We start from the raw sequence: 21,645 nt of genomic DNA on the forward strand, positions 1-21,645 counted from the left end.
GGGCGCCCTTCTCACATCTGCTCCGAGGGTCAGGCCGCCTGTTCGGCCACCGCATCGGCAAGTGCTGCTTCAAAGATTGCAAGCCCTTCCGCGATGATCTCATCCGAGGCGGTCAGCGGCACCATGATGCGCAGCGCATTGCCGTGCATCCCGCAACCCAGCAGGATCAGCCCACGCTTCAGCGCATGCGCGCAGATGGATTTCACCAGGGCCGCATCCGGGGTGGCCGTCTCGAAATCGCTCACGAACTCCACCGCCAGCATCGCGCCCAAGCCCCGGATGTCCCACATCCGGTAGGGCGCCACGCGCGCGCCGATCTCGGCAAAGCGCGCCCGGAAGGTCTCGCCCAGTTGCAGCGACCGCGCCAGCAGCCCCTCCTGCTCAATGGCGTCAATCGCCGCCAAAGCTGCAGCACAGGCCACCGGGTTGCCGCCATAGGTGCCGCCCAGACCGCCCGGGTCCATCGCGTCCATCACATCGGCGCGGCCGATCACCCCGGCAATCGGATAGCCGCCCGCCATGGATTTCGCGACCGTGATCAGGTCCGGCACCACGCCGGAATGCTCCACCGCGAACCAGGTGCCCGTGCGCGCAAAGCCGGCCTGAATCTCATCCGCAATCAACAAAATGCCATGCTCATCGCAAATCGCCCGCAAGCTGCGCATCATCTCAAAGGGCACCGGCACATAGCCGCCCTCGCCCAGCACCGGCTCGATAATGATCGCTGCCACCCGGTCGGGCTGCGCATCGGTCAGGAAGAGGTTCTGCAACCCGGTCAGCGCATCCTCCACCGTGATCCCATCGCGCACCGACGGGAATGGCGCGCGGAAGATATCCGCCGGGAACGGCCCCACGTCCTTCTTGTAGGGGCTGATCTTGCCGGTCATGCCGAGCGTCAGCAGCGTGCGCCCGTGATAGCCGCCGGTGAAGGCGATCACACCGGGCCGCCCGGTCGCCGCACGCGCGATCTTGATCGCGTTTTCAACGGCTTCCGCACCGGTCGTCACCAAGAGCGACTTCTTGGCAAAATCACCGGGTGCCAGGGCGTTCAGCTTCTCGGCGAGCGCCACGTAAGGCTCATAGGGCACCACCTGGAACGAGGTATGCGTGAAGCGATCCTCCTGCGCCTTGGCCGCAGCCACCACCTCCGGATGCCGGTGGCCGGTGTTCAGCACCGCGATCCCCCCCGCAAAATCGATGTAGCGCTTGCCCTCCACGTCCCACAGCTCGGCATTCTCGGCCCGGTCGGCAAAGACGGGAGCGGCCGAGGCCACGCCCCGCGGCACCGCCGCCTCGCGCCGCGCCAGCAGGGCCGCATTGCTTTGTGCCTCAGGGGTCGAGGCGACCACCTCGATCTTTGGGGGTTTCTTGGTCCGCGCCTTGCGGGCCTTGGGTTTTGTGGTCGGGGACTTCGCAATGGTGGCCATGACAGGATCCTCTGATGTCGGGTGAAACGAGTCTGTTTAAAATATCGATACGACGTTTAATTTCCTTGTCAATCGCGATTCTGCAGCAGATTTTAAACGGCTCGCACCGGCTCAAAGAAAAACATTGAGCAAAGGCCACCGGTGCTGTTTAAAAAACCAAGCAAAACCAAGACGTCACACGACCAGCAAGGAGCTTTCCTCGTGGATATCGGACACAGGCTGCGTGCGATCCGCAAAAATCGTGGGCTCTCCCAGCGGGAACTCGCCACCCGCGCCGGGCTGACCAACGGCACGATTTCCCTGATCGAGCAGAACAAGACCAGCCCCTCCGTGGCCTCGCTGAAAAGCCTGCTCGACGCGATTCAGGTCTCCATGGCGGAATTCTTTTCCACGCTGGAGGAGCCCGGCGAGAGCAAGTATTTCTATGGTGCCGATGAATTCACCGAGATCGCGCCGCCGCATCTCGATGGCGCACAAGCGCAGCTTCTATCCCTACGCCAGCTCGGCAGTGCCCAGGATCACGCCCTGCAGCTGCTGCACGAACGCTACGCTCCGGGGGCCGACACGGGCCCCGGCATGCTGAGCCATGACGCCGAAGAGGCCGGCGTGATCATCCGCGGCGAGATCGAGATCACCGTGGACGACGAGGTGCGCACGCTCGGCCCAGGCGACGGCTATCTCTTCAACAGCCGCCTGCCCCACCGGTTCCGGAATACCGGACGTGAGGACTGCGAGATCATCAGCGCCTGCACGCCTCCCAGCTTCTGAACGAAAAACCCCGACCGCTCTGCGCGGTCGGGGTTCTGCTTCTTCGGCTTCCCTCTGTCCACCTCGGACAGTCCCTTTGGGATCGGCAGTGGCGATACTCCCCGACCCAAGCGATCTACAATGGTTCGGCGACGACCGGTTCACTCCTTGTCGTCGCCACGCCCACTCTTGCCCTCACTTGTGAGAACGAGAACGATCAGCGCAACCACAGTCAGAATGGCAAGCCCGAAGACGAAAAGGTCAGTCGACATGTCAGGCTCCTTTCTTCCGTGTTCCGGGCAAAAACGCGGCAATCGGCTGCTTTGTTCCACATTGGATCCATAAAAGTCTAATAGTCGTGAACATGCTTCGCCCGATGCGGCACGGGAAAGGTCAGCGTCAGAGTGTGCATCCCGTCCTCGGCGGCGGTCGTGACCTCGGCGTTCAACTGGCGGGCAAAAGCGTTGATCAGCTGCGTGCCGAGCCCTGTGCCCTCGGCTGTCGGGTCCTCGCCCACCGTGTTGGAAATGACAAAGGCCGCCGTCTCCGGATCCTGTTGCCGCAACGCGATCTTCAGCGTTGCGGGGCGCGCAGGGGTGGCATGGCCGATATATTTCATCGCATTGGTCACCGCTTCCGAGACCAGCAGGGTCAGCGGCGCCGCATCGTCGGTGTCCAGATGCACCGTGTCATAGCTTTGCTCGACCTGTACGGCGGACCCCGGCGGCAGGCCAACGACCAGAAGCTGGCCCACGATCTCTTCCACCAACTCGCCCGCGTTGACCCGCTCCAACCCGTCGCTTTGATAGAGATTCTTGTGCACGGTGGCGAGGCTGAGAATGCGCTCCTGCAACCGGCGCAGCACCCGCTGCGCATCCTCTGTCGGCGCACGCCGGATCTGCATATTCATGATCGAGGAAATCAGCTGAAGGTTGTTCTTGACCCGGTGATGCACCTCTTTCAGCAGGATATTCTTCTCCCGAAGCGAGTCCTCAAGGGAGGCCTCGTCCTGAATGATCGATTCCGCCATACCCATGAACGCCGTCTGGATCTGCACGAACTCGCGCGGCACTTCTGGCCCCAGGGCCGTGCGCGGCATCGACCTGTTGTAGGCAAAGAGCCGCATCTGCCGGCCCAGCTTGCGGATATAGCGAATGGCCAGCCGGTTGATCGCCCAGAACGCGACAATGAGGCTCGCCAGCCACATGACGACCGGCAGGAAAATGCTCAGCCGCCCGGTCTGCCCGGTGCTCGCCAACACCGCCTCACGCTGCCAGATGCTCATCGCATAAACCACATTCGGCACGATGGGCACCACCGAATAGACGCGGTCGGCCCCCTCCACGTTCACGTCCTCAAAGACCGCCGTTCGCTCGCCGACCAGCGTCTTGAGGCTGCGGTTCTGCGGCAGATCCGCCTCCGTGACCAGCCGCGCTCGGTCCGTCGTCAGCACCTCGCCCAGACCGTTGAATATCACCAGATCGCTGGGCAACATCTCGCTGGGCGGGTCCGGGCGTTCGCGCATGATCGAGATCGGCACCGAGAGCAGCATGAAACCTGCGAAGGTCTCCGCGACCTCTACGGGCTGCAACATCGCCAGCACCGGCTGCACACTGATCGGGCCCGTCCGGTTCACGATCACCGCGCGCTCCCGCGTCTCCAGCGCCGCCTCGAAATCCGTATAGGCGCGAAAATCATAGGCGCCCCCTGCGGACGAGCAGGTCATCACCCCATCGGCAGGAATGAACCCCACCACGTCATAGATCCCGGAGGTCTGCTGATAGGTGCGCATGAAGGAAGCACAGGCCGCCTGATCTTCCCCAAAGAGCCGCACGACGGAACTCAGCGCCTCACCCGCGCCAAACGCCTCCTGGATAAAACTCCGCTCGGACCCCGAGGCAAGCTCGGTCAGACCCAACAGTGACAGCTCCGCATTGGCCTCAGCCTGCTGCGCAATCTCGCGGGTCTGCACCACGGCGATGAGACCGAATGGCAACAGCGCAAGCGACAGAAACACCAGAACGCGGAAGGCGAGACCCCGAAAGACATCGCCATCCAGAAATCCACCCGTCATCGCTAGAAGGACGCCACCTTCGCCGCCGTCAGCACGGACATGGTGGCGTCGTCGGTCAGCTCCAACGATTCATCGTCGCTGAGATGCATCAGCTCCGCCAGACGTTGCCGCGCGCGGTTGGTCCGGCTCTTGATAGTGCCCACCGCCACGCCGCACATATCGGCCGCTTCCTCATAGGAAAAGCCCGACGCACCGACCAATAGCAGCGCCTCGCGCTGCTCATCACTCAACTGTGCGAAAGCTTCGCGGAAATCACTCATCTGCAGGCGCCCGTCATGGGCAGGCTTTTCGGCCAGCCCCTCGGTATGTGTGCCATCGACGTCGGCCACTTCGCGCTTGGCCTTGCGGCGCGAGGAATAATAGGTGTTGCGCAGGATGGTGAACAGCCAGGCCCGCATGTTGGTGCCCGCCTCGAACTTGTCGATATTGGTCCAGGCCTTGACCAGCGTGTCCTGCACCATGTCGTCCGCCGTGGCGGCATTGCGGGTCAGGCTGATCGCAAAAGCTCGCATTGCGGGCAGGTGCTCCACCAGCGCATCCCGAGGATCCGGCGCGCTCATTTCACCGCACCCTTGGACTGCTCCTGCTGCTTCAGCGCGTCCAGCAAGTCCTTGAAGCGGTCGGGAATGCCTTCATCCAGCGTCTCCTCATAGACCCGCTTCAAATTCTCATCGATCACGCTTTCGCGTTTTCGGTTTGCTCCTGTTTGCGTCATACTGCCGATCAATCCAAATAAGGTATGAAAATATCCCACCTGCGTCGGAACCAAACACACAAGTACGAGTTTGGTTCCAAGAAAAAGTAAAAAAAAGGACGATTTCTTATGTCGGACGTTTCCGTCTCCCCGGATATCAGCGATGAACTGGGCAATGCCCTGCCCTACCTGCGGCGCTTTGCCCGGGCGATGACCGGCAGCCAGAGCAGCGGCGATCGTTTCGCCGCAGCGGCGCTTGAGGCCATTCTGGCCGACCGCTCCGTGCTCGACGGCACGTCGGTCAAGACCGGCGTCTTTCGCGTGCTCTACGGCATCTGGTCCAGCGCCGGCGCCCCCGTGGAAGATGACGAAAGCGGCCTGCAGGCCCGGGCGCAGAAACATCTCGCCCGGCTGACCGCCCACAGCCGCGAAGCGCTGCTCCTGCACAGTGTCGAGGGCTTCAGTTTCGGCGATGTCGCCACGATCATCGGCATCGACCAGTCCGAGGCCGAAGCGCTGGTCGGCATCGCGCGCCGCGAGATGGCCGATGCGGTCTCCGGCTCGGTGATGATCATCGAGGACGAGGCAATCATCGCCATGGATATCGAGAGCATCGTCTCCGACATGGGCCACCGCGTCACCGGCGTCGCCCGCACCCGCGATGAGGCGGTCAAGCTCGGCGCAGCCGATGTGCCGGACCTGATCCTCGCCGACATTCAGCTGGCCGATAATTCTTCGGGCATCGACGCGGTGAATGATCTGATGGCGAATTTGGGTGAGCGCCCGGTCATCTTCATCACCGCCTTTCCGGAGCGTCTGCTCACGGGCGACAAGCACGAACCTGCCTTCCTGATCTCCAAACCCTATACCGAAGATCAGGTGATCTCAGCCGTCAGCCAGGCCATGTTCTTCTCTTCAACCGAAACATTAAAAGCCTGACGCAAGGACTTATTCCAAAAATAAAAAGCCCCGCCGGGACAGCGGGGCTTTTTGTGCATTTCGGTGATCAGCTTTTGGCGATCGACCGCAACATCCACGCGGCTTTCTCGTGGAAGGCGGCGCGCTCGGTCGCCATATCTTCGGTGACCGGGTCCTCATTGTCACCCGCCACTTTGATCAGCGCGTGCAGGCGATGTGCCACCCGCTCGTGGTCGGCTGCGAGATCTTCGCACATCTCTCCGGCGGAGGCCGGTGTTTCTTCATCCTGCACAACCGAATTGGCCACAATCGACGACAGGGTCGATGGCGCCAGCTGGCCCAGGGCCCGGATCCGCTCGGCCAGTTCATCCGCCGCGTCGAACAGGTTCTCGTACTGCTCTTCAGTCAGGTTGTGAACCGAGAAGAACAGCGGCCCCTCGACATTCCAATGCACGGCATGGGTCTTGAAGATCAGGCGGTAGGTATCCGCCAGCGCGTTCTCCAGACCTTTCGCCATGGCTTCAGCATCCTCGACACCTGTACGGATGTCGGTCGTCTCGGGTACAACATTCAAAGCGCTTGTCATGCTCATGTCTCCTTTCTTCCTTTCTCGTGTTAAGAAAGAAACGAGACATCCCACCCAACTGTTCCGAAAAATCGCCCCCCGTGACGGGCTGACGCACCTACTCCGCTGCCTGCTGCATCGGCTCGGGAGGGGGCGGCGGCCCGTACACCTCCGGCGGCGACTCCGGCCTGCGCTTTTCGATCTCGGCGTTCAGAGCAGCACCCAGCAGCACCAGAAAGCTGCTCAGCCAGAGCCAGACCAGCATGGCAATCACCGCACCGATAGAGCCATAGACCTCGTTGTAGTTGCCGAAATGTGCGACGTAGTAGGAAAACGCGATGGACATCATCGCCCAGCTGGTGCCCGCCATCACCGCTCCAGGCGTCAGCCAGCCAATCTTGATCCCCTTGCGGTTCGGGCCAAAGCGATACAAAAGCCCGATCCCGCCGAAGATCACCACAATGGCGATCACCCAGCGCAACAATTCCAGCGCAAAGGACGCCAGCGGCCCAAGCGGAAAGAAGGCCAGCGCGATCGGCGTCACCACGATCGTCAGCACCGACACCACGCCCACACCCAGCAGGCTCACCGTCAGCAGCAGCGCCCGCAGGTAGTGCTTGAGGCTCGACCGGCCTTCGCGGGCATAGACGACGTTCAGCCCGTGCATCATCGCGCCCACCCCCGCACGCGCCGACCACAGCGCAAGGCCCAGCGAGATCGCACCAGCCCAGCCCAACGTCCCCGAGCTTGCGCTCACCAGGGTCACGATCTGTCGGTTGAGGATATTGTAGACCGCATCGGGCATCAGCCCGCGAAACTCTTCCAGCTGGGTGATCACCACCGCCGGATCGGCGATCAGGCTCAGCACCGCGATCAGGGCCGCCAGCGCCGGGAAAACCGAGAGCATCGAATAGAAAGCAACCCCAGCCGCAATGAGGCTGAGGTTGTTGGTGGCGATTTGCTTACCGGCGGCAAAGACGGCCGCACGGCTCATCGCGAAACCTAAAGGTTGCCCTTGGGGCATGTTAGATGGCGGCCCTCGCAGCACGGGGTCCGGCGATCAGCCAGACGATGAATCCAACCACAGGTAGCACGAGCACCAGCAGTGTCCAAAGAACTTTCGAGCCGGTCGAGGCGCTCGAGCCGATGATCGACACGATGGCCCAGATGTTCAGAACCAGAACGATAAATCCACCTATTCCTGCATATTCCATGGTCTTTCTCTCCTTTGTCTACTTGCAAATTCAACGCACGGCGGAACCATATGGTTCCGCTACACCGCTCAGGATCGGGGCAGCTCGTCGCGCACCTGACCCCAGGCCATCAGCGTGAAGATCGCGGTGCCGCCGATGATATTGCCCGCCAGAACCGGCAGGAAAAACCCGCCAATCGCCTGGCCTGCACCCAGCTCGCCCATCCAGACCAACACCGCCATTTCGACAGATCCGGCCACGATATGGGTGAAGTCCCCCGCCGCGATCAGCCAGGTGAAGAGCAGGATCAGAAAGAACTTCGCGCTCTCCGCCTGCGGCATCATCCAGACGATCAGCGCCACGATGATACCCGCAGGGATCCCCCGCCAGAAGGACGCCTGCGCGCCCATGCCTGTTGCATGATACGACAAATCGACCACCGCGGGCATGATGTCGCTGGGCAAGGCCGGTGTGAACACAAAGAGCGCAGCCACGGCAAAGGCGCCGACCACATTGGCCCCCAGCACAATCCCCCACAGCCTCAGCATGCAACCAAAGGTATGCCAGGTGCGCTCGACCATGACCGGCAGCACCGTGGTGATCGTATTTTCGGTAAAGAGCTGCATCCGTCCCAGGATCACAGCAAGAAATCCAAGAGAATATCCCAGGTTCTCAATGAGATAGCTCGACGGCTGATCTGGCAGATAGGTGCGGAAGATCGCCTCGCCCAGTACCGACAGGCTGATCATCACGCCCGCCGCGACGCCGGACCAGATGAGCGAGCGCTTGGTCCGCGCCAGCTCCTCCTCGCCTTCCCGGCGAATGACCTCATAGATCAGCTTGGGCGCAAGGGCCGTTGCCTCCTGAACCGATGCTTCTTCCTTCGTTTCGTCTCCGTGTGCCACATCATCTCGCATATCAGGTGCCGCGCGCCCTCTCGTTGTCCATCACTTGACACTCAACCCGCTTGCGCCTGAATGGGTTCCGAAGACTCTGTCCGAAGGACCGCCATGACCGCTTTCGCCGCAACCCTGATGTCCGAGATCCGCAGCCGCTTTGCCCATGTCGAAAGCTGCCCTTTCCAGGGCCCGCGCATCTTCTTCGAGAACGCGGGCGGGGCACTCACCCTCAACAGCGTTGTGGATACCTCGGCTCGTTTCGCCGCGATCCCCGACAATCAGGGCCGCGACAATCCGGCGGCCCACGCGCTGATGGACACCATCGCCCGGGCCAGGGCGGATATGGCCACGCTGTTCAATCCCGACGGCGGGCAATTCTTCGTCGGCGAAAGCGGCACCGAGCTCACCTTCCGGCTGGTCCGCACCGCCGTGATGGGCACGCCTGTGGGCGCTGTGATCGGCTCCACCGTCGAACATCCCGCCTCCCGCTCCGCCGCCACGCATTGGGCAGACCAGGCGCAGAAACCCTATATCTCCGTTCCGCATGACGATGCCACTGGTGCCGTGACCGCAGAGGCTTACGCCCGCTGCGTCACCCCGGAAGTGCGCGTTGCCACGATCCTGCACACCTCGCCGGTGACCGGCATCGCCAACGATGTGGCCGCCATCTCCACCGCCATCCGCGCCACAGCACCCAAAGCAGTCATCATCGTCGACGGCATCCAGCACGCGAGCCATGGGCATATCGACATCCGCTCGTACGATATCGACGGCTATGTCATCTCGCCCTACAAGGCCTTCGCGCGCCATGGCTACGGCGTGGCCTGGGTCTCGGACCGTTTGACGGCTCTGCCGCTGGAACAGCTCGCACACGGCCCGACGCACAATTGGGAGATGGGCACCCGCGACACCGGCGCCTATGCCACGTTTTCCGACGTGGTCGCCTATCTCGACTGGCTGGGCGGGCAGCACAGCGACAGCCCCGACCCCCGCACTCGCATCGAAGCCGCGGGGCGCGCGATCCACGGCCACGAACACAGCCTGACCGAGGCGATGCTGCACGGGCTCGGCAATCTGCCCGGTCTTGCAGACCTGCCGGGCGTCACCATCCTCGGCGGCCCTCACAACCCCGCGCGCGAAGGCCTCGTCACCTTCGCCCTCGACACGCACGCCGCCGCCGACATCGTGGCCGCCCTCAATGCCCAGGGCATCCGCACCCATGTGCGCAAGGCCGACCACTACTCCGGCAACATCCTCACGCCCCTCGGGCTGGAGGCCGCCGTCCGGGTCTCGCTCTGCCATTACAACAGCTTTGACGAGGTCCGCGCCTTCCTGACCGCGATGAAGGACATCACGGCCTAGCCGCTTTTGTGGCGCACAAATATGCACGGCCCGGGGCCCGGCTCTTGCCAAGCCGCCCGCCGCCGCGCATGACTGGATCCATGACAGCCCTCTCCGCCGCCATCGACGCCCGCCGCGACGATCTGATCGTCCTGACCCAAGAGCTGATCCGCATCCCGACGCTGAACCCCCCCGGGTCCTACTATCGCCAGATCTGCGACTATCTTGACCGGCGCCTGACTGCCCATGGCTTTGCCACGCACCTGATCCGCGCGACCGGCACCCCCGGTGACAGCGAAACCTTCCCGCGCTGGAACATCATCGCGCGGCATGAGGGCGCGCACGCCGGCGACTGCGTGCATTTCAACAGCCACACCGATGTGGTCGAAGTCGGGCGCGGCTGGACGATGGAGCCCTTTGGCGGCGAAATCAAAGACGGCAAGATCTTCGGCCGCGGCGCCTGCGACATGAAGGGCGGGCTCGCCGCCTCCCTCATCGCCGCCGAGGCCTTCATCGCCACCCACCCCGGCTATCACGGCGCCATCGAGATCTCGGGCACGGCGGATGAGGAATCCGGTGGCTACGGCGGCGTCGCCTATCTCGCCGAACAGGGCTATTTCGACCCCAAGCGCGTGCAACACGTGATCATCCCAGAGCCGCTCAACAAGGATCGCATCTGCCTTGGCCACCGCGGCGGCTGGTGGGCCGAGATCGAAACCAAGGGCGAGATCGCCCACGGCTCCATGCCCTTCCTGGGCGATTGCGCCGTGCGCCACATGGGCGCGGTTCTCAATGAATTCGAAGACAAGCTCTTCCCCGCCATGGCGCAGCGCCGCACCGATATGCCCGTCGTCCCCGATGGCGCCCGGCAATCGACGATGAACATCAACTCCATCCACGGCGGCCAGGCCGAGCAGGACCCGGATTTCACCGGCCTGCCCGCCCATTGCGTGCCCGACAGCTGCCGCATTGTGATCGACCGCCGCTTTCTGCTTGAAGAACCGCTCGAGCAGGTCCGCGCCGAGGTCACCGCCCTGCTCGAAGGGCTGAAGGCCACCCGCGCCGATTTCGACTACGAGATCACCGAGCTTAATTCCGTTCTGCCCTCCATGACCGACCGCGACGCGCCCGTGGTGCAAACCGTGGCCCGGGCCATCGAGGATGTGATCGGCAAACCACCCGAATACGTCGCCTCCCCCGGCACCTACGATCAAAAGCACATCGACCGCATCGGCAAGCTGAAGAACTGCATCGCCTACGGTCCGGGCATCCTCGAGCTTGCGCATAAACCCGATGAATACGTCGGCATCCAAGACATGATCGACAGCGCCAAAGTCATGGGCCGCGCCCTCGAAACCCTGCTGCTGCCGCGTGCCTGAAGCCTTCGGACCTACAGTGCACCGCCATCGCTGATGCTGTGCGGAGCGCGAACGGCAGATTTCCGAGCTTTGACTGATTTATGGAAGTGAAGCGCCATCGTGCAACCGCTAGCGTGCGTCTCATTCGACTTGCAGAGGTGTGCCCATGATGGACTGGACCGGATTGTTTGCCATTTTTGCGGCCTTTTTCATTGTGGCCGTGTCGCCCGGCCCTGCAACACTTGCGGTGAGCACGATCTCCGCAGGTCTTGGCCGGAGGCCAGGCATGCTGTTCGGCACCGGGCTTGGGGTCGGCCTCGCCTTTTGGGGCCTCGTGGCGGCGACCGGATTGGGCGCGGTCTTGCAAACAACAACCCATCTTCTTGCGGCAATCAAGGTCGCAGGCGGGCTCTATCTTCTTTGGCTGGCCTATGGTTCAGCGCGATCCGCTCTGCGAAAGGACACCGCGGACGGCGGCGACATAAATGGATCAGCGACAAAGACTGGGCATTGGTTTCTCAAGGGATTGATGCTGAACATGTCCAATCCCAAGGCAGTCGTGGCATGGATGGCGGCCTTGTCCGTCGGTCTGGGCGCGGACGACGGGGCTGCAAGCGTCGCGGTCGCGACGGCTGGATGTATGGTGATCGGGTTTGCGATTTACGCGGGCTACGCCCTCGCATTTTCGGTTGGCGCCGTGATGGAGCGCTATTCGCGATGTCGCCGCTGGATCGACGGAACGGTCGCGGCACTCTTTGCGCTGGCGGGGCTCACACTCCTGCGCTCGGCACTACAGCGCGGGCCACAAGCCGCCTAGCGGCACAACTTAAGATATGAAAGTCTTGCGGCTGGGTGCGAAACTCTATTCACCTCACGACGTGTGAAGGCGAAAGCTCAAATCATGTCTCCTTTACGATCTCTTGATATCCTGCGTCCGGATGTGCATTTTTAGGTCAAGGAAGGACCCCAAGGACATGGCCAAGAAAACCACCGCCACCGTCGCTCGCACCGCCCCAAAGGGCACTTTCGCGGTCCGCAAGGACGGCGGGGACACCTCTGTGCATGCCTCCGGCAAGGCCACGCCCAAGGTTGTGAGCTCCTCGATCCGAAAGAACAGGGACGCCCTGCAGCGGCTGGCCAATCGGTAAACGGCACTATCGAGTCACGCTTGGCGACGTTCTGGAGGCGCATGAGCAATCGCTCGACGCCTTCGGCGGGCTGCGCGGCATTTGCAATCTCGACAGCATCCTCGGCGCCATTGGCCGCCCCTATCATGGCTATCATCGGCCCATCCATCGAAAAGCCGCGGCCCTGCTGCACGGGCTCGCCACGTCTCACGGCTTTAACGACGCCAACAAACGCACGGCATGGCTGAGCACCGAGGTGCTCTGCCTCAACAGCGGGTATGACCTTGCGCTTCATCCCGGAGACCGCATCGACGATGTGGTGGTCGATGTCGTCACCGGTGACATGTCACAAGACGCACTGGAAGACTGGTTCCGCGCGCGGCTCACTCGGTTCGACGCCTAGCGGCTCGGGCTGACCGTCAGCCCAGCGAGTGGCAAGAAGCGCCCTCACCCCCATCGAAGGGGGTCGGGCGCTGCCCGGCGGTTCCCGCCGGGGGGACCAGCGGAACGGGGCGTCTTGGATGTCAGACCGACGCTCTACCGCGCCTCTGGCACCTCGATATTGTCGATCAGCCGCACCCCCGCCATCCAGACCGCTGCAAAGAGCCGGGCAGGTTCCCGTGCCGCCTCGATCAGCGCCAATGTGTCGTGGGTCCGCATCTCCAGATAGTCGATCTCGCCAAACCCAGCAGCCTTGAGCCGCGCCTCAGCAACGGCGCGAAGATCGGTGATCAAGGCCCCCTGCCCCAGCTTCTCCGCCGTCTCCTCCATGACCTCATGCAGCGTGGCCGCGCGGGCCCGCGCCTGATCCGATAACAGCAGGTTGCGCGATGACATCGCCAGCCCGTCGATCTCGCGGATTGTCGGGCAACCGACCACCTCCACCGGGATATCCAGATCGCGCGCCATGCGCCGCACCACCTGCAGCTGCTGGAAATCCTTCTCGCCGAAGAAGGCGAAATCCGCCGAGGTCTGCAGAAAGAGCTTCGACACCACCGTCGCCACCCCATCGAAATGCCCCGCCCGATGCGCCCCGCAGAGCACATCCGTCAGCCCCGCCACACTCACGTTCGTCGCAAAGCCGTCGGGGTACATCTGCGCCCCATCGGGCACATAAATCGCATCGACCGCGAAGCGCGCCAGCTTGCGCGCGTCCTCATGCTCGGTGCGCGGATAATTCGCGAGATCATCCGGATTGTTGAACTGCTTAGGGTTCACAAAGATCGTCACGATCACGCGGGTGCTCATCTCCTTGGCGCGCGCCACGAGGCTCAGGTGCCCGTCATGCAGCGCGCCCATGGTCGGCACCACGCCGATGGTCTCCCCCGCCTGACGCCAGCTCCGCGTCATCGCGCGCAGCTCGGCCCGCGTCCGCACAATCGGCGCGGTCATGGGGCCTGGTCCGCAAACACATGCTCCGGGCCCGGAAACCGCCGGGCCCGCACATCCGCGGCATAGGCCGCAATCGCCGCCTCGCCTGTTAGGCCAAGCTCGGCATAGCGCTTCACGAACTTCGCCTTGAAGGCCGTGAACAGCCCCAGCATGTCATCGACCACGAGGATCTGCCCGTCACAGCCCGGCGACGCGCCAATCCCGATCGTCGGGATCGGCACCGCCTGCGTGATCTCATCACCCAGCCCCTGCGGCACCTTCTCCAACACCACCGCAAAGGCGCCCGCCTCGGCCACAGTCTGCGCGTCGGCCAGCAACGCGGCCCCCGCCGCCCCGCGCCCCTGCACGGTGTAGCCGCCTAAAGTGTTCACCGACTGCGGCGTCAGCCCCACATGCGCCATCACCGGAATGCCGCGTGCGACCAGAAAGGCAATCGTCTCAGCCATCGCCACGCCGCCCTCCAGCTTCACCGCCCCCGCGCCGGTCTCGCGCATCAGCCGCGCCGCATTTCGAAACGCCTGTGCGGGGCTCTCCTCGTAGCTCCCGAACGGCATGTCGATCACCATCATCGCAGCCGACAGCCCCCGGGCCACCGCCTGCCCGTGCATGACCATCATCTCCATCGTCACGCCCAGCGTCGAGGGCAGCCCGTGCAGCACCATACCGACGCTGTCGCCCACCAGCACAAAGTCGCAATGGGCATCCATCATCTGCGCCATGGGCGTTGTATAGGCCGTCAGGCTGACGATCGGCGTGCCGCCTTTCATGGCCCGGATATCGTCGGGCAAGGGCGCGGTCTTGCGGGCGGTGGCGCTCATGGGCGGGCCTTTCGCTGGTCTCTCGCCGCGCGGAATAACAGCCCACGCCGGCGCAGACCACCTGTCCCTTGCGCGACGCGGCGTTTGCGGGAAAGCTGGGCGCACAATTGCACCCACGGGGAGACCGCCATGTTGCACCGCCTGATGACGACCACCGCCGCCTGCCTGATCGCCGCCCACGCGCACGCGCAAACCGATATCACCGTCGCCGTACAGCTTGAGCCGCCGCACCTCGACCCGACCTCAGCCGCAGCCGGCGCCATCGACACGGTTCTCTACTCCAACGTCTTCGAAGGGCTCACCCGCTTCATGGCCGATGGCTCGGTCGTGCCCGGTCTCGCGGAAAGCTGGGAAGTCAGCGACGACGGGCTCACCTACACCTTCACCCTCCGCGCGGGCGTGACCTTCCACGACGGCACCAGCATGGATGCCGAGGATGTGAAATTTACCCTCGACCGCATTCTCGCCGAAGACAGCGCGAATGCGCAAAAGGCGCTCTACACGGCCATCGCCTCCGTGGACGTGATCGACCCGCTGACCGTGCAGCTGACCCTGTCAGAGCCCAACGGCAATATGCTCTTCAACCTCGCCTGGGGCGACGCGGTGATCGTGGCGCCCGAGAGCATTGAGGGCATCAAGCAGACCCCCATCGGCACCGGCGCCTTCAAATTCGTCGAGTGGGTGCAATCCGACCGCATCGAACTTACCCGCAACGAGGACTATTGGGGCACGCCGGCGGCACTCCAAGCAGCGACCTTCAAGTTCATATCCGACCCCACCGCCGCCTTCGCCGCGGTGATGGCCGAGGATGTGGACTATTTCTATGCCTTCCCCGCGCCCGAGAACCTGCCGCAGTTCGAGGCCGATCCGCGCTTTCAGGTGCTCGTCGGGTCCACCGAAGGCGAGACGATCCTGTCGACCAACAACAAGATGCCGCCCTTCGACAACCCGCTGGTGCGCCAGGCCGTGGCCCATGCCATCGACCGGCAGGCGATCATCGACGGGGCGATGTTCGGCTATGGCACCCCCATCGGCACACACTTTGCCCCGCACAACCCGGCCTATAAGGACCTGACGGGCCAGTCCGGCCATGACCCAGAGAAGGCCCGCGCCCTGCTGGCGGAAGCCGGGCTGGCAGATGGGTTTGAAACCACCCTGCACCTGCCCCCACCCTCCTACGCCCGGCGCGGCGGCGAGATCGTCGCGGCACAGCTGGCAGAGGTCGGGATCACCGCACAGATCATCAACGTCGAATGGGCCCAGTGGCTGGAGAGCGTCTTTCGCGGCAAGGAGTTCGGCCTGACCATCGTCAGCCACACCGAACCCATGGACATCGGCATCTACGCCAACCCGGACTACTACTTCCAATACGACAACCCGGAGTTCCAGGCCCTGATCACTAAGCTCAACAGCACCACCGACCCGGACAAGCGGAGCGAGATGATGGGCCAGGCGCAGCAGATGATCGCGGATGACTATGTGAACGGCTACCTCTTCCAGCTCGCCCAGCTGTCTGTCGCCCGGGCCGAGCTGCGCGGTCTCTGGGCCAACGCCCCCACTCAGGCGACCGACCTCACTGGTGTCAGCTGGGCCGAATGATACCCGGTCGGGGGACTGTCGCGTCCGCGTCTCAAAAGGCCTGCCACACCGGATAGAGGAAAAGCGCCCTCCCCCCCATCGAGGGGGATCGGCCGCTGCCCGGCGCCATCCGCCGGGCGGCACAGCTGAACCGGTCCGGTCGGTTTTCCGGTTCGGTCATATCATCGGGGAGCGCTTCGAATCAGCCTTGGACCCATCCTGAGACACGGTTGGAATTGAGACCAGAGGGCTCACTGCACATCGCCGCAAAACAGCAATTTCCATACGCCAGCGTCTGCGCATTGCAGCAATTGATCGAAGTCAAACAAACACGCTGCCTAAGGTGCTATCATCACGAAAAGTGGCGCCTATTTTTTACGCATTTGCTTGCTCAGTTTCTACTTTTCCGAGTACAACTACGACATTCGGATTAGGTCTGATCCGAAGCTGCTGCATCCTGCAAGACAACCCTCTTTGGACGAAAGGAGACTGCCTTGACTGATCTACAACAGCGCGCGTCCCACCTGGAGCACCTAATCGAGAACGCCTCGGCAAAGGAGCGCATTGCGCTGCAACCCCAGTTCGACCGTGTGCTCGCCACGCTCAAAGCCTCCGGCCAGATCGTGCCGCGTCGGCTCGAGCGGATGAACAACGATCTGCGCGACGAAGCGCTTGAGGACATGTTCGACAACATGCCTGTCTGAGACAACCGGGCGCCACCGCTACGCTTTGGTCACAAACTTAGCCGCGCGCCCTGTTAACCCCCGTCGCACCGACGTCCACACCGACGCGATACCGACAAAATACCGACGTAATACCGACGTGTCGGACCCCAAGTTTTTCTACGTTAACCTATGATTCGCCGTGTTGGCCTCAACCGGCCCGCCGACCGTTGCGTTAGGACATGCACGCGGTCCTTGATCTCGTCCCGCACGGGCCCCTCCCGCGGCGCATCCCGGAGGGTGGTGAACCAGTGCTCCGGCGGGCTCTTGCCTCGCCGTGTATTCTCCCACCGCAAGGCGCGCAACACGGCCTCGGCCTCCGCAGGCAACCGCTCTGGAATCCCGTGCCCGTTCAACATCGCCCAGACCCCGGTCCACAGCCGACCGACCGACCACGGGTTGTACCCGCCCCCGCCCAGCACCAGCAGCCGCGGCGCCATCCCCATCAGTGCGGCCACCACCGCCCAATGCGCATTGTTGCTCATCGACAGATGCGCCAGCGGGTCCTCCTCGACCCCGTCCGCCCCGCACAGCAGCACAACCGCATCGGGCCGAAACGCCCCCACCTGAGGCACGATCAGCGCCTCACGGATGAACGCCATCTCGCTGTCATTCAGCCCGCGCGGCACCGGCAGGTTCAGCGCCGATCCGCCCGCGTCATCCTCCAGCGGCCCCGTGCGCGGCCAGAGCCGCTCCTCATGCACCGAGATCATCAGGCAGTCCGGATCGCCGTGAAACCCCACCGCGACCCCATCACAATGATGCGCGTCGATGTCCACATATGCGATGCGCCGCACCCCGTTCCGGCGCAGGCTCAGCATCGCCAGAACCGGGTCGTTGAGATAGCAAAACCCGTTCGCCCGGTCGGGCATCCCGTGATGCGTACCGCCCGGCGGGTTGTAGATCACCCCGCCCTCGCGCAACAGCTCCCCGGCCAGCAATGACCCTCCTGCCGCCGTCGCCGGGCGCCGGTAGATCTCGGGATAGACCGGGTTCGTGACCGAGCCAATATCATGCCGCTGCAGGTCTTCTACCGTCACCGCCTGATCCGCCTCAACCCGTTGTAAAGCCGCGACATACTCCGCTGTGTGCCAAGCTTCCAGCGCCTTCGGCTTCGCCCGCGGCGCGGTGATGAACTGCTCTTTCGGCAACCATCCCAGCGCGCGACTGAGGTCCATCACCGTGCTCACACGCGGCACTCGTAGCGGGTGCCAGCGGCCATAGCTGGAATGGCGGAAGATCTCAGATCCGATGAAAAGAGGCTGCCCCATAAGCCCCAACCTATACCGACCACCCCCAACAACAAGCGCGCCGGAGGTCCCCTTCATTGTTCCCCAAATATGCAAGCCCCAACACCACCGCCGACACGACGAACGATAGAGTTACACATCGCCCGCAAATCCACTAACCTCCCTCACAATGCTGCGCTACGTGCTCAAACGTCTGGCCTCGCTTGTCCTCAGCCTCGCCGTGGCGTCGCTGATCATCTTCACGCTGATCGAAGTGGCCCCTGGCGATCCCGCGTCCTTCATGCTCGGCATCAACGCCCAGCCCGAAACCCTGGCCGCCCTGCGCGCCGAGCTTGGCCTCGACGTGCCCAAGGTGCAGCGGTATCTCAACTGGGTCGGCGGCATGCTGACGGGCGATTTCGGCACCTCCTACACCTACCGCACACCGGTCTCCGAGATGGTCGCCGACCGCATCGCCGTCTCCCTGCCACTGGCGCTATATGCCCTCGCCCTGTCGATCCTGATCGCCTTTCCTGCGGGCATCTTCGCGGCCTCCCGGCGCGGGCAAGCGGGTGACCTCGGCGTCATGGGCGCCACGCAACTGGGCGTGGCGCTGCCGAACTTCTGGTTCGCGATGATGCTGGTGCTGGTCTTCGCCATTCACCTGCGCTGGTTCCCCGCGGGCGGCTTCGCGGGCTGGGACAAGGGGCTGATCGCCGGCCTCACGTCCCTGACCCTGCCCGCGATTGCGCTCGCGCTGCCGCAGGCCGCGATCCTCACCCGCGTGATGCGCTCGGCGCTGCTCGACGTTCTGGGCGAAGACTACATGCGCACCGCCCGCGCCAAGGGGCTCTCCGCCCGCCAGACCCTCTGGCGCCACGGCCTGCGCAACGCGATGATCCCGGTCCTCACCATCATCGGGCTGCAGTTCTCCTTCCTCTTCGCGGGCACCATCATCATCGAGCAGGTCTTCTACCTGCCAGGCCTCGGACGGCTCATCTTCCAGTCGATCTCGGCCCGCGATCTCATTGTCGTGGAAAGCGTCGTGATGCTCGTGGTCTTCGCGGTGATCCTCATCAACTTCTTCGTCGATCTCGCCTATGCCGCCGTCGACCCGCGCCTGAGGTCACGCGCATGAGCCGCACGCTGGTCATCGGCGCGCTGCTCTCGGCGGTCCTGATCGGCCTCGCGCTCCTCTCGCTCATCTGGACACCCCACGACCACACCAGCCTCAATATCCCGAACAAGCTGCAACCCCCGGGGGCAGCGCATCTGCTCGGCACCGACCAACTGGGTCGCGACATCCTCAGCATGACCATGGTCGGCGCGCGCACCTCGCTGGGCGTGGCGCTTCTGGCGCTCGCCATCGGCCTCAGCGTCGGTGTCCCGCTTGGGCTCGCCGCGGCCATGCACAAAGGCAGCTGGCTTGACGAGGCCATCATGCGCGGCAATGACATCGTCTTCGCCTTCCCGCTGCTGGTCATGGCGATCCTGATCACGGCGGTTTTCGGCCCCTCGGCCACAAACGCCATCATCGCCTTCGGCATCTTCAACATCCCCGTCTTCGCGCGCGTCACCCGCGGCGGCGCGCTGCCGCTTTGGGAGCGAGAGTTCATCCTCGCCGCCCGTGTTGCCGGCAAGACCCGCGCGCATATCTCGGTCGAGCATATCCTGCCCAACGTCCTCAACCTGCTGATCGTTCAGGGCACCATCCAGTTCGCCCTGGGCATCCAGGTCGAAGCGGCGCTCAGCTTTGTGGGCCTCGGCGTGCAACCCCCCACCCCGTCGCTCGGCCGGATGCTGGCCGACGCGCAAACGCTGGTCACCCTCGCCCCGCATCTCGCGATCGTGCCGGGTCTCGCGATCATCGGCATCGTCATGGGGCTGAACCTGCTGGGCGACGGGCTGCGCGACGCGCTCGACCCACGCCTGCAGCGAGCCCGCACATGAGCCTGCTCGAGATCGACCGCCTGTCGCTCCAGATCGGCAATGCCCCGATCCTCAAGGAGGTAAGCCTCACCGTCGACCCCGGCGAGATCCTCGCCATCACCGGCGAAAGCGGCTCCGGCAAATCCATGACAGCCCTCGCCATCATGCAGCTGCTGCCGCGCGGCGCGCGCAGCACGGGCACCATCCGTCTCAGCGCGACCGACCTGACAGCCCTGCCCGAGCCCGAGCTCTGCGCCCTGCGCGGCAACGAGATGGGAATGATCTTTCAGGAGCCGATGACCGCCCTCAACCCGGTCCATACCATCGGGCGACAGGTCGCCGAGACCATCCGGTTGCACGACCCCACTGCCGACGCGGAGGCACAGGCCCGCGATATCCTCACTCGCGTCGGTCTGAGGCCCGACCGCTTCCCGCTCAGCCGCTACCCGCATGAGCTCTCAGGCGGCCAGCGCCAGCGCGTGGTGATCGCCATGGCCATCGCGCGGCACCCGAAGCTGCTGATCGCAGACGAGCCCACCACCGCCCTGGATGTCACCACGCAGGCGCAGATACTCGCCCTCCTGAAGGGCCTGGTGCAGGACTTCGGCATGGGGCTGATCCTCATCACCCACGACCTCGCGGTGGTGGCCGACATCGCCGACCGCATCGCCGTCATGCGTCACGGCGAGGTGGTCGAAACCGGGCCGACCTGGCACCTGCTGCGGACCATGCAACACCCCTATACGCGTATGCTCTTCGAGGCCTCGACCCATCAGGTCAACCTGCCTGCGCCGCCACCGCCCACGCCTCTTTTGCAGGTCCGCAATCTCCACCGCAGCTACCGCCTCCCCCGCACCCGGCTCTTTTCGCCTCCCGGTCAGTTCGACGCCGTAAAAGGCGTCAGTTTCACGATCATGCGCGGCGAGCGCCTGGGCCTCGTAGGTGAAAGCGGCTGCGGCAAGTCCACCCTCACCCGCGCAATTCTCGGGCTTGAGACACCACAGAAGGGCCAGATCCTGCTCGATGATACGCCTGTCGGCCAGGACCCGGGCGCGCGCCGCCGCATGCAAGTGGTCTTCCAGGACCCCTTCGGCAGCTTCAACCCCCGCCACCGCGTCGCCCGGCTGATCACCGAACCCTTCCACCTGCTGTCCGCTCCGCCCACCGGCGCGGCCCGCGCGCAGGCCATCGCCGAAGCGCTCACCGCCGTCGGTCTGCAGCCGGATGACGCGACCCGCTATATTCACGAATTCTCCGGCGGACAGCGCCAGCGCATCGCCATTGCCCGCGCGTTGATCATCAAGCCCGAACTGATCCTCTTTGATGAGGCCGTCTCCGCTCTTGATGTCTCGGTGCGGGCGCAGATCCTCGACCTCATCGCCGATCTCTGCCGCACCTATGGGCTCACCTATCTCTTCGTCTCTCACGACCTCAGCGTTGTGCGCTCCGTGACTGATCGGGTCATGGTGATGCAAGCCGGTGAAATCATTGAGGAAGGCTTAACCGAGACCGTGTTTACCAACCCTCAACATCCTTACACCACAAAGCTGCTAGAGGCAGCACCCAAGCTGCCCGATTTGAGGATGCAGCACAGTGGTGACGGATCGATCTGACCTTTGCCCGGTATGGCCCGG

23 protein-coding genes are annotated in these 21,645 nt (G+C 63.8%); 12 read left to right on the forward strand and 11 right to left on the reverse strand.

The genetic code is table 11. From position 1 onward, the window contains the following. Nucleotides 1–29 precede the first annotated feature (29 nt). Entirely contained in the window at nucleotides 30–1,427 is a 1,398-nt protein-coding gene (gene gabT, locus Q1A71_RS19805; RefSeq protein ID WP_299680685.1) for a 4-aminobutyrate--2-oxoglutarate transaminase, read from the reverse strand. 201 nt (nucleotides 1,428–1,628) lie between these two features. Between gabT and Q1A71_RS19810 the strand changes: the two genes are divergently transcribed. After that, nucleotides 1,629–2,195, forward strand: coding sequence for a cupin domain-containing protein (locus Q1A71_RS19810; protein ID WP_299680687.1), 567 nt, complete (start codon nucleotides 1,629–1,631; stop codon nucleotides 2,193–2,195). Nucleotides 2,196–2,523: 328 nt separating this feature from the next. Here the strand turns inward: Q1A71_RS19810 and Q1A71_RS19815 are convergent, their stop codons facing one another. From Q1A71_RS19815 to Q1A71_RS19825, 3 genes are read right to left on the reverse strand one after another with little or no spacing between them, the layout of a single operon-like run. Then, nucleotides 2,524–4,248 (reverse strand): sensor histidine kinase, encoded by a 1,725-nt coding sequence (locus Q1A71_RS19815; protein WP_299680690.1) that lies wholly within the window; start codon nucleotides 4,246–4,248, stop codon nucleotides 2,524–2,526. 2 nt (nucleotides 4,249–4,250) lie between these two features. After that, the gene (locus Q1A71_RS19820; RefSeq protein ID WP_299680693.1) at nucleotides 4,251–4,808 is read right to left on the reverse strand and encodes an RNA polymerase sigma factor; all 558 of its coding nucleotides are present in this window, start codon (nucleotides 4,806–4,808) and stop codon (nucleotides 4,251–4,253) included. Beyond that, a complete protein-coding gene (locus Q1A71_RS19825; RefSeq protein WP_299680696.1) occupies nucleotides 4,805–4,963 on the reverse strand; it encodes a NepR family anti-sigma factor in 159 nt (52 codons plus the stop codon). The genes Q1A71_RS19820 and Q1A71_RS19825 overlap by 4 nt, the downstream gene beginning before the upstream one ends. A gap of 108 nt (nucleotides 4,964–5,071) precedes the next feature. Here Q1A71_RS19825 and Q1A71_RS19830 point away from each other — a divergent pair, with 108 nt between their 5' ends. Next, a complete protein-coding gene (locus tag Q1A71_RS19830; RefSeq protein ID WP_299680700.1) occupies nucleotides 5,072–5,881 on the forward strand; it encodes a response regulator in 810 nt (269 codons plus the stop codon). Between the two features lie 67 nt (nucleotides 5,882–5,948). Here Q1A71_RS19830 and Q1A71_RS19835 read toward each other — a convergent pair whose 3' ends face one another. From Q1A71_RS19835 to Q1A71_RS19850, 4 genes are all read right to left on the reverse strand, one after another. After that, the gene (locus tag Q1A71_RS19835; protein ID WP_299681014.1) at nucleotides 5,949–6,446 is read right to left on the reverse strand and encodes a DNA starvation/stationary phase protection protein; all 498 of its coding nucleotides are present in this window, start codon (nucleotides 6,444–6,446) and stop codon (nucleotides 5,949–5,951) included. Between the two features lie 97 nt (nucleotides 6,447–6,543). Then, nucleotides 6,544–7,419, reverse strand: a complete 876-nt coding sequence (locus Q1A71_RS19840; RefSeq protein WP_299680703.1) for a YihY/virulence factor BrkB family protein — start codon at nucleotides 7,417–7,419, stop codon at nucleotides 6,544–6,546. Between the two features lie 31 nt (nucleotides 7,420–7,450). After that, complete coding sequence (locus Q1A71_RS19845) at nucleotides 7,451–7,639, reverse strand: PLDc N-terminal domain-containing protein (protein ID WP_299680706.1); 189 nt, start codon at nucleotides 7,637–7,639, stop codon at nucleotides 7,451–7,453. A 68-nt stretch (nucleotides 7,640–7,707) separates the two neighbouring features. Next, a complete protein-coding gene (locus Q1A71_RS19850; RefSeq protein WP_299680709.1) occupies nucleotides 7,708–8,535 on the reverse strand; it encodes a formate/nitrite transporter family protein in 828 nt (275 codons plus the stop codon). A 93-nt stretch (nucleotides 8,536–8,628) separates the two neighbouring features. On the opposite strand from Q1A71_RS19850, the gene Q1A71_RS19855 reads away from it, so the two are divergent. From Q1A71_RS19855 to Q1A71_RS19875, 5 genes are all read left to right on the forward strand, one after another. After that, nucleotides 8,629–9,879: an aminotransferase class V-fold PLP-dependent enzyme gene (locus Q1A71_RS19855; protein ID WP_299680712.1), complete on the forward strand. Its 1,251-nt coding sequence runs from the start codon at nucleotides 8,629–8,631 to the stop codon at nucleotides 9,877–9,879. Between the two features lie 80 nt (nucleotides 9,880–9,959). After that, a complete protein-coding gene (locus Q1A71_RS19860; protein ID WP_299680715.1) occupies nucleotides 9,960–11,237 on the forward strand; it encodes an acetylornithine deacetylase/succinyl-diaminopimelate desuccinylase family protein in 1,278 nt (425 codons plus the stop codon). 145 nt (nucleotides 11,238–11,382) lie between these two features. Continuing rightward, nucleotides 11,383–12,033 carry a LysE family translocator gene (locus Q1A71_RS19865; RefSeq protein ID WP_299680717.1) on the forward strand — a complete coding sequence of 217 codons (651 nt, stop codon included), beginning with the start codon at nucleotides 11,383–11,385 and terminating at the stop codon, nucleotides 12,031–12,033. 157 nt (nucleotides 12,034–12,190) lie between these two features. Next, nucleotides 12,191–12,364, forward strand: a complete 174-nt coding sequence (locus Q1A71_RS19870; protein WP_299680720.1) for a hypothetical protein — start codon at nucleotides 12,191–12,193, stop codon at nucleotides 12,362–12,364. Nucleotides 12,365–12,461: 97 nt separating this feature from the next. Beyond that, nucleotides 12,462–12,746, forward strand: coding sequence for a type II toxin-antitoxin system death-on-curing family toxin (locus Q1A71_RS19875; RefSeq protein ID WP_299681017.1), 285 nt, complete (start codon nucleotides 12,462–12,464; stop codon nucleotides 12,744–12,746). Between the two features lie 134 nt (nucleotides 12,747–12,880). On the opposite strand, the gene panC is transcribed toward Q1A71_RS19875, so the two are convergent. Together panC and panB are read right to left on the reverse strand one after the other, a co-directional pair. Then, nucleotides 12,881–13,735: a pantoate--beta-alanine ligase gene (gene panC / locus Q1A71_RS19880; protein ID WP_299680723.1), complete on the reverse strand. Its 855-nt coding sequence runs from the start codon at nucleotides 13,733–13,735 to the stop codon at nucleotides 12,881–12,883. After that, the gene (panB, locus tag Q1A71_RS19885) at nucleotides 13,732–14,553 is read right to left on the reverse strand and encodes a 3-methyl-2-oxobutanoate hydroxymethyltransferase (RefSeq protein WP_299680726.1); all 822 of its coding nucleotides are present in this window, start codon (nucleotides 14,551–14,553) and stop codon (nucleotides 13,732–13,734) included. The genes panC and panB overlap by 4 nt, the downstream gene beginning before the upstream one ends. Before the next feature lie 129 nt (nucleotides 14,554–14,682). Between panB and Q1A71_RS19890 the strand changes: the two genes are divergently transcribed. Continuing rightward, nucleotides 14,683–16,152 carry an ABC transporter substrate-binding protein gene (locus Q1A71_RS19890; RefSeq protein WP_299680729.1) on the forward strand — a complete coding sequence of 490 codons (1,470 nt, stop codon included), beginning with the start codon at nucleotides 14,683–14,685 and terminating at the stop codon, nucleotides 16,150–16,152. 473 nt (nucleotides 16,153–16,625) lie between these two features. Continuing rightward, complete coding sequence (locus Q1A71_RS19895; protein ID WP_299680732.1) at nucleotides 16,626–16,835, forward strand: hypothetical protein; 210 nt, start codon at nucleotides 16,626–16,628, stop codon at nucleotides 16,833–16,835. Nucleotides 16,836–16,978: 143 nt separating this feature from the next. On the opposite strand, the gene Q1A71_RS19900 is transcribed toward Q1A71_RS19895, so the two are convergent. Then, complete coding sequence (locus tag Q1A71_RS19900) at nucleotides 16,979–18,124, reverse strand: acetoin utilization protein AcuC (protein WP_299680735.1); 1,146 nt, start codon at nucleotides 18,122–18,124, stop codon at nucleotides 16,979–16,981. 148 nt (nucleotides 18,125–18,272) lie between these two features. On the opposite strand from Q1A71_RS19900, the gene Q1A71_RS19905 reads away from it, so the two are divergent. From Q1A71_RS19905 to Q1A71_RS19915, 3 genes are read left to right on the forward strand one after another with little or no spacing between them, the layout of a single operon-like run. Then, complete coding sequence (locus Q1A71_RS19905) at nucleotides 18,273–19,220, forward strand: ABC transporter permease (protein ID WP_299680738.1); 948 nt, start codon at nucleotides 18,273–18,275, stop codon at nucleotides 19,218–19,220. Next, nucleotides 19,217–20,032, forward strand: a complete 816-nt coding sequence (locus Q1A71_RS19910) for an ABC transporter permease (RefSeq protein WP_299680741.1) — start codon at nucleotides 19,217–19,219, stop codon at nucleotides 20,030–20,032. The genes Q1A71_RS19905 and Q1A71_RS19910 overlap by 4 nt, the downstream gene beginning before the upstream one ends. Continuing rightward, nucleotides 20,029–21,624, forward strand: coding sequence for an ABC transporter ATP-binding protein (locus Q1A71_RS19915; RefSeq protein ID WP_299680744.1), 1,596 nt, complete (start codon nucleotides 20,029–20,031; stop codon nucleotides 21,622–21,624). Before Q1A71_RS19910 ends, Q1A71_RS19915 begins: the two co-directional genes overlap by 4 nt. Nucleotides 21,625–21,645 lie beyond the last annotated feature (21 nt).

The sequence above is a fragment of the uncultured Roseobacter sp. genome (genome assembly GCF_947493125.1).
Lineage (GTDB): Bacteria > Pseudomonadota > Alphaproteobacteria > Rhodobacterales > Rhodobacteraceae > Roseobacter.

Excerpts from the sequence above, each read along its gene's own strand:
- panC (WP_299680723.1), bottom strand. The coding sequence starts at position 13,735 with ATGACCGCGCCGATTGTGCGGACGCGGGCCGAGCTGCGCGCGATGACG.
- Q1A71_RS19845 (WP_299680706.1), bottom strand. The coding sequence starts at position 7,639 with ATGGAATATGCAGGAATAGGTGGATTTATCGTTCTGGTTCTGAACATC.
- Q1A71_RS19830 (WP_299680700.1), top strand. The coding sequence starts at position 5,072 with ATGTCGGACGTTTCCGTCTCCCCGGATATCAGCGATGAACTGGGCAAT.
- Q1A71_RS19840 (WP_299680703.1), bottom strand. The coding sequence starts at position 7,419 with ATGAGCCGTGCGGCCGTCTTTGCCGCCGGTAAGCAAATCGCCACCAAC.
- panB (WP_299680726.1), bottom strand. The coding sequence starts at position 14,553 with ATGAGCGCCACCGCCCGCAAGACCGCGCCCTTGCCCGACGATATCCGG.
- Q1A71_RS19915 (WP_299680744.1), top strand. The coding sequence starts at position 20,029 with ATGAGCCTGCTCGAGATCGACCGCCTGTCGCTCCAGATCGGCAATGCC.
- Q1A71_RS19825 (WP_299680696.1), bottom strand. The coding sequence starts at position 4,963 with ATGACGCAAACAGGAGCAAACCGAAAACGCGAAAGCGTGATCGATGAG.
- Q1A71_RS19890 (WP_299680729.1), top strand. The coding sequence starts at position 14,683 with ATGTTGCACCGCCTGATGACGACCACCGCCGCCTGCCTGATCGCCGCC.
- Q1A71_RS19870 (WP_299680720.1), top strand. The coding sequence starts at position 12,191 with ATGGCCAAGAAAACCACCGCCACCGTCGCTCGCACCGCCCCAAAGGGC.
- Q1A71_RS19865 (WP_299680717.1), top strand. The coding sequence starts at position 11,383 with ATGATGGACTGGACCGGATTGTTTGCCATTTTTGCGGCCTTTTTCATT.
- Q1A71_RS19910 (WP_299680741.1), top strand. The coding sequence starts at position 19,217 with ATGAGCCGCACGCTGGTCATCGGCGCGCTGCTCTCGGCGGTCCTGATC.
- Q1A71_RS19835 (WP_299681014.1), bottom strand. The coding sequence starts at position 6,446 with ATGACAAGCGCTTTGAATGTTGTACCCGAGACGACCGACATCCGTACA.
- gabT (WP_299680685.1), bottom strand. The coding sequence starts at position 1,427 with ATGGCCACCATTGCGAAGTCCCCGACCACAAAACCCAAGGCCCGCAAG.
- Q1A71_RS19855 (WP_299680712.1), top strand. The coding sequence starts at position 8,629 with ATGACCGCTTTCGCCGCAACCCTGATGTCCGAGATCCGCAGCCGCTTT.
- Q1A71_RS19905 (WP_299680738.1), top strand. The coding sequence starts at position 18,273 with ATGCTGCGCTACGTGCTCAAACGTCTGGCCTCGCTTGTCCTCAGCCTC.
- Q1A71_RS19850 (WP_299680709.1), bottom strand. The coding sequence starts at position 8,535 with ATGCGAGATGATGTGGCACACGGAGACGAAACGAAGGAAGAAGCATCG.
- Q1A71_RS19815 (WP_299680690.1), bottom strand. The coding sequence starts at position 4,248 with ATGACGGGTGGATTTCTGGATGGCGATGTCTTTCGGGGTCTCGCCTTC.
- Q1A71_RS19860 (WP_299680715.1), top strand. The coding sequence starts at position 9,960 with ATGACAGCCCTCTCCGCCGCCATCGACGCCCGCCGCGACGATCTGATC.
- Q1A71_RS19820 (WP_299680693.1), bottom strand. The coding sequence starts at position 4,808 with ATGAGCGCGCCGGATCCTCGGGATGCGCTGGTGGAGCACCTGCCCGCA.
- Q1A71_RS19900 (WP_299680735.1), bottom strand. The coding sequence starts at position 18,124 with ATGGGGCAGCCTCTTTTCATCGGATCTGAGATCTTCCGCCATTCCAGC.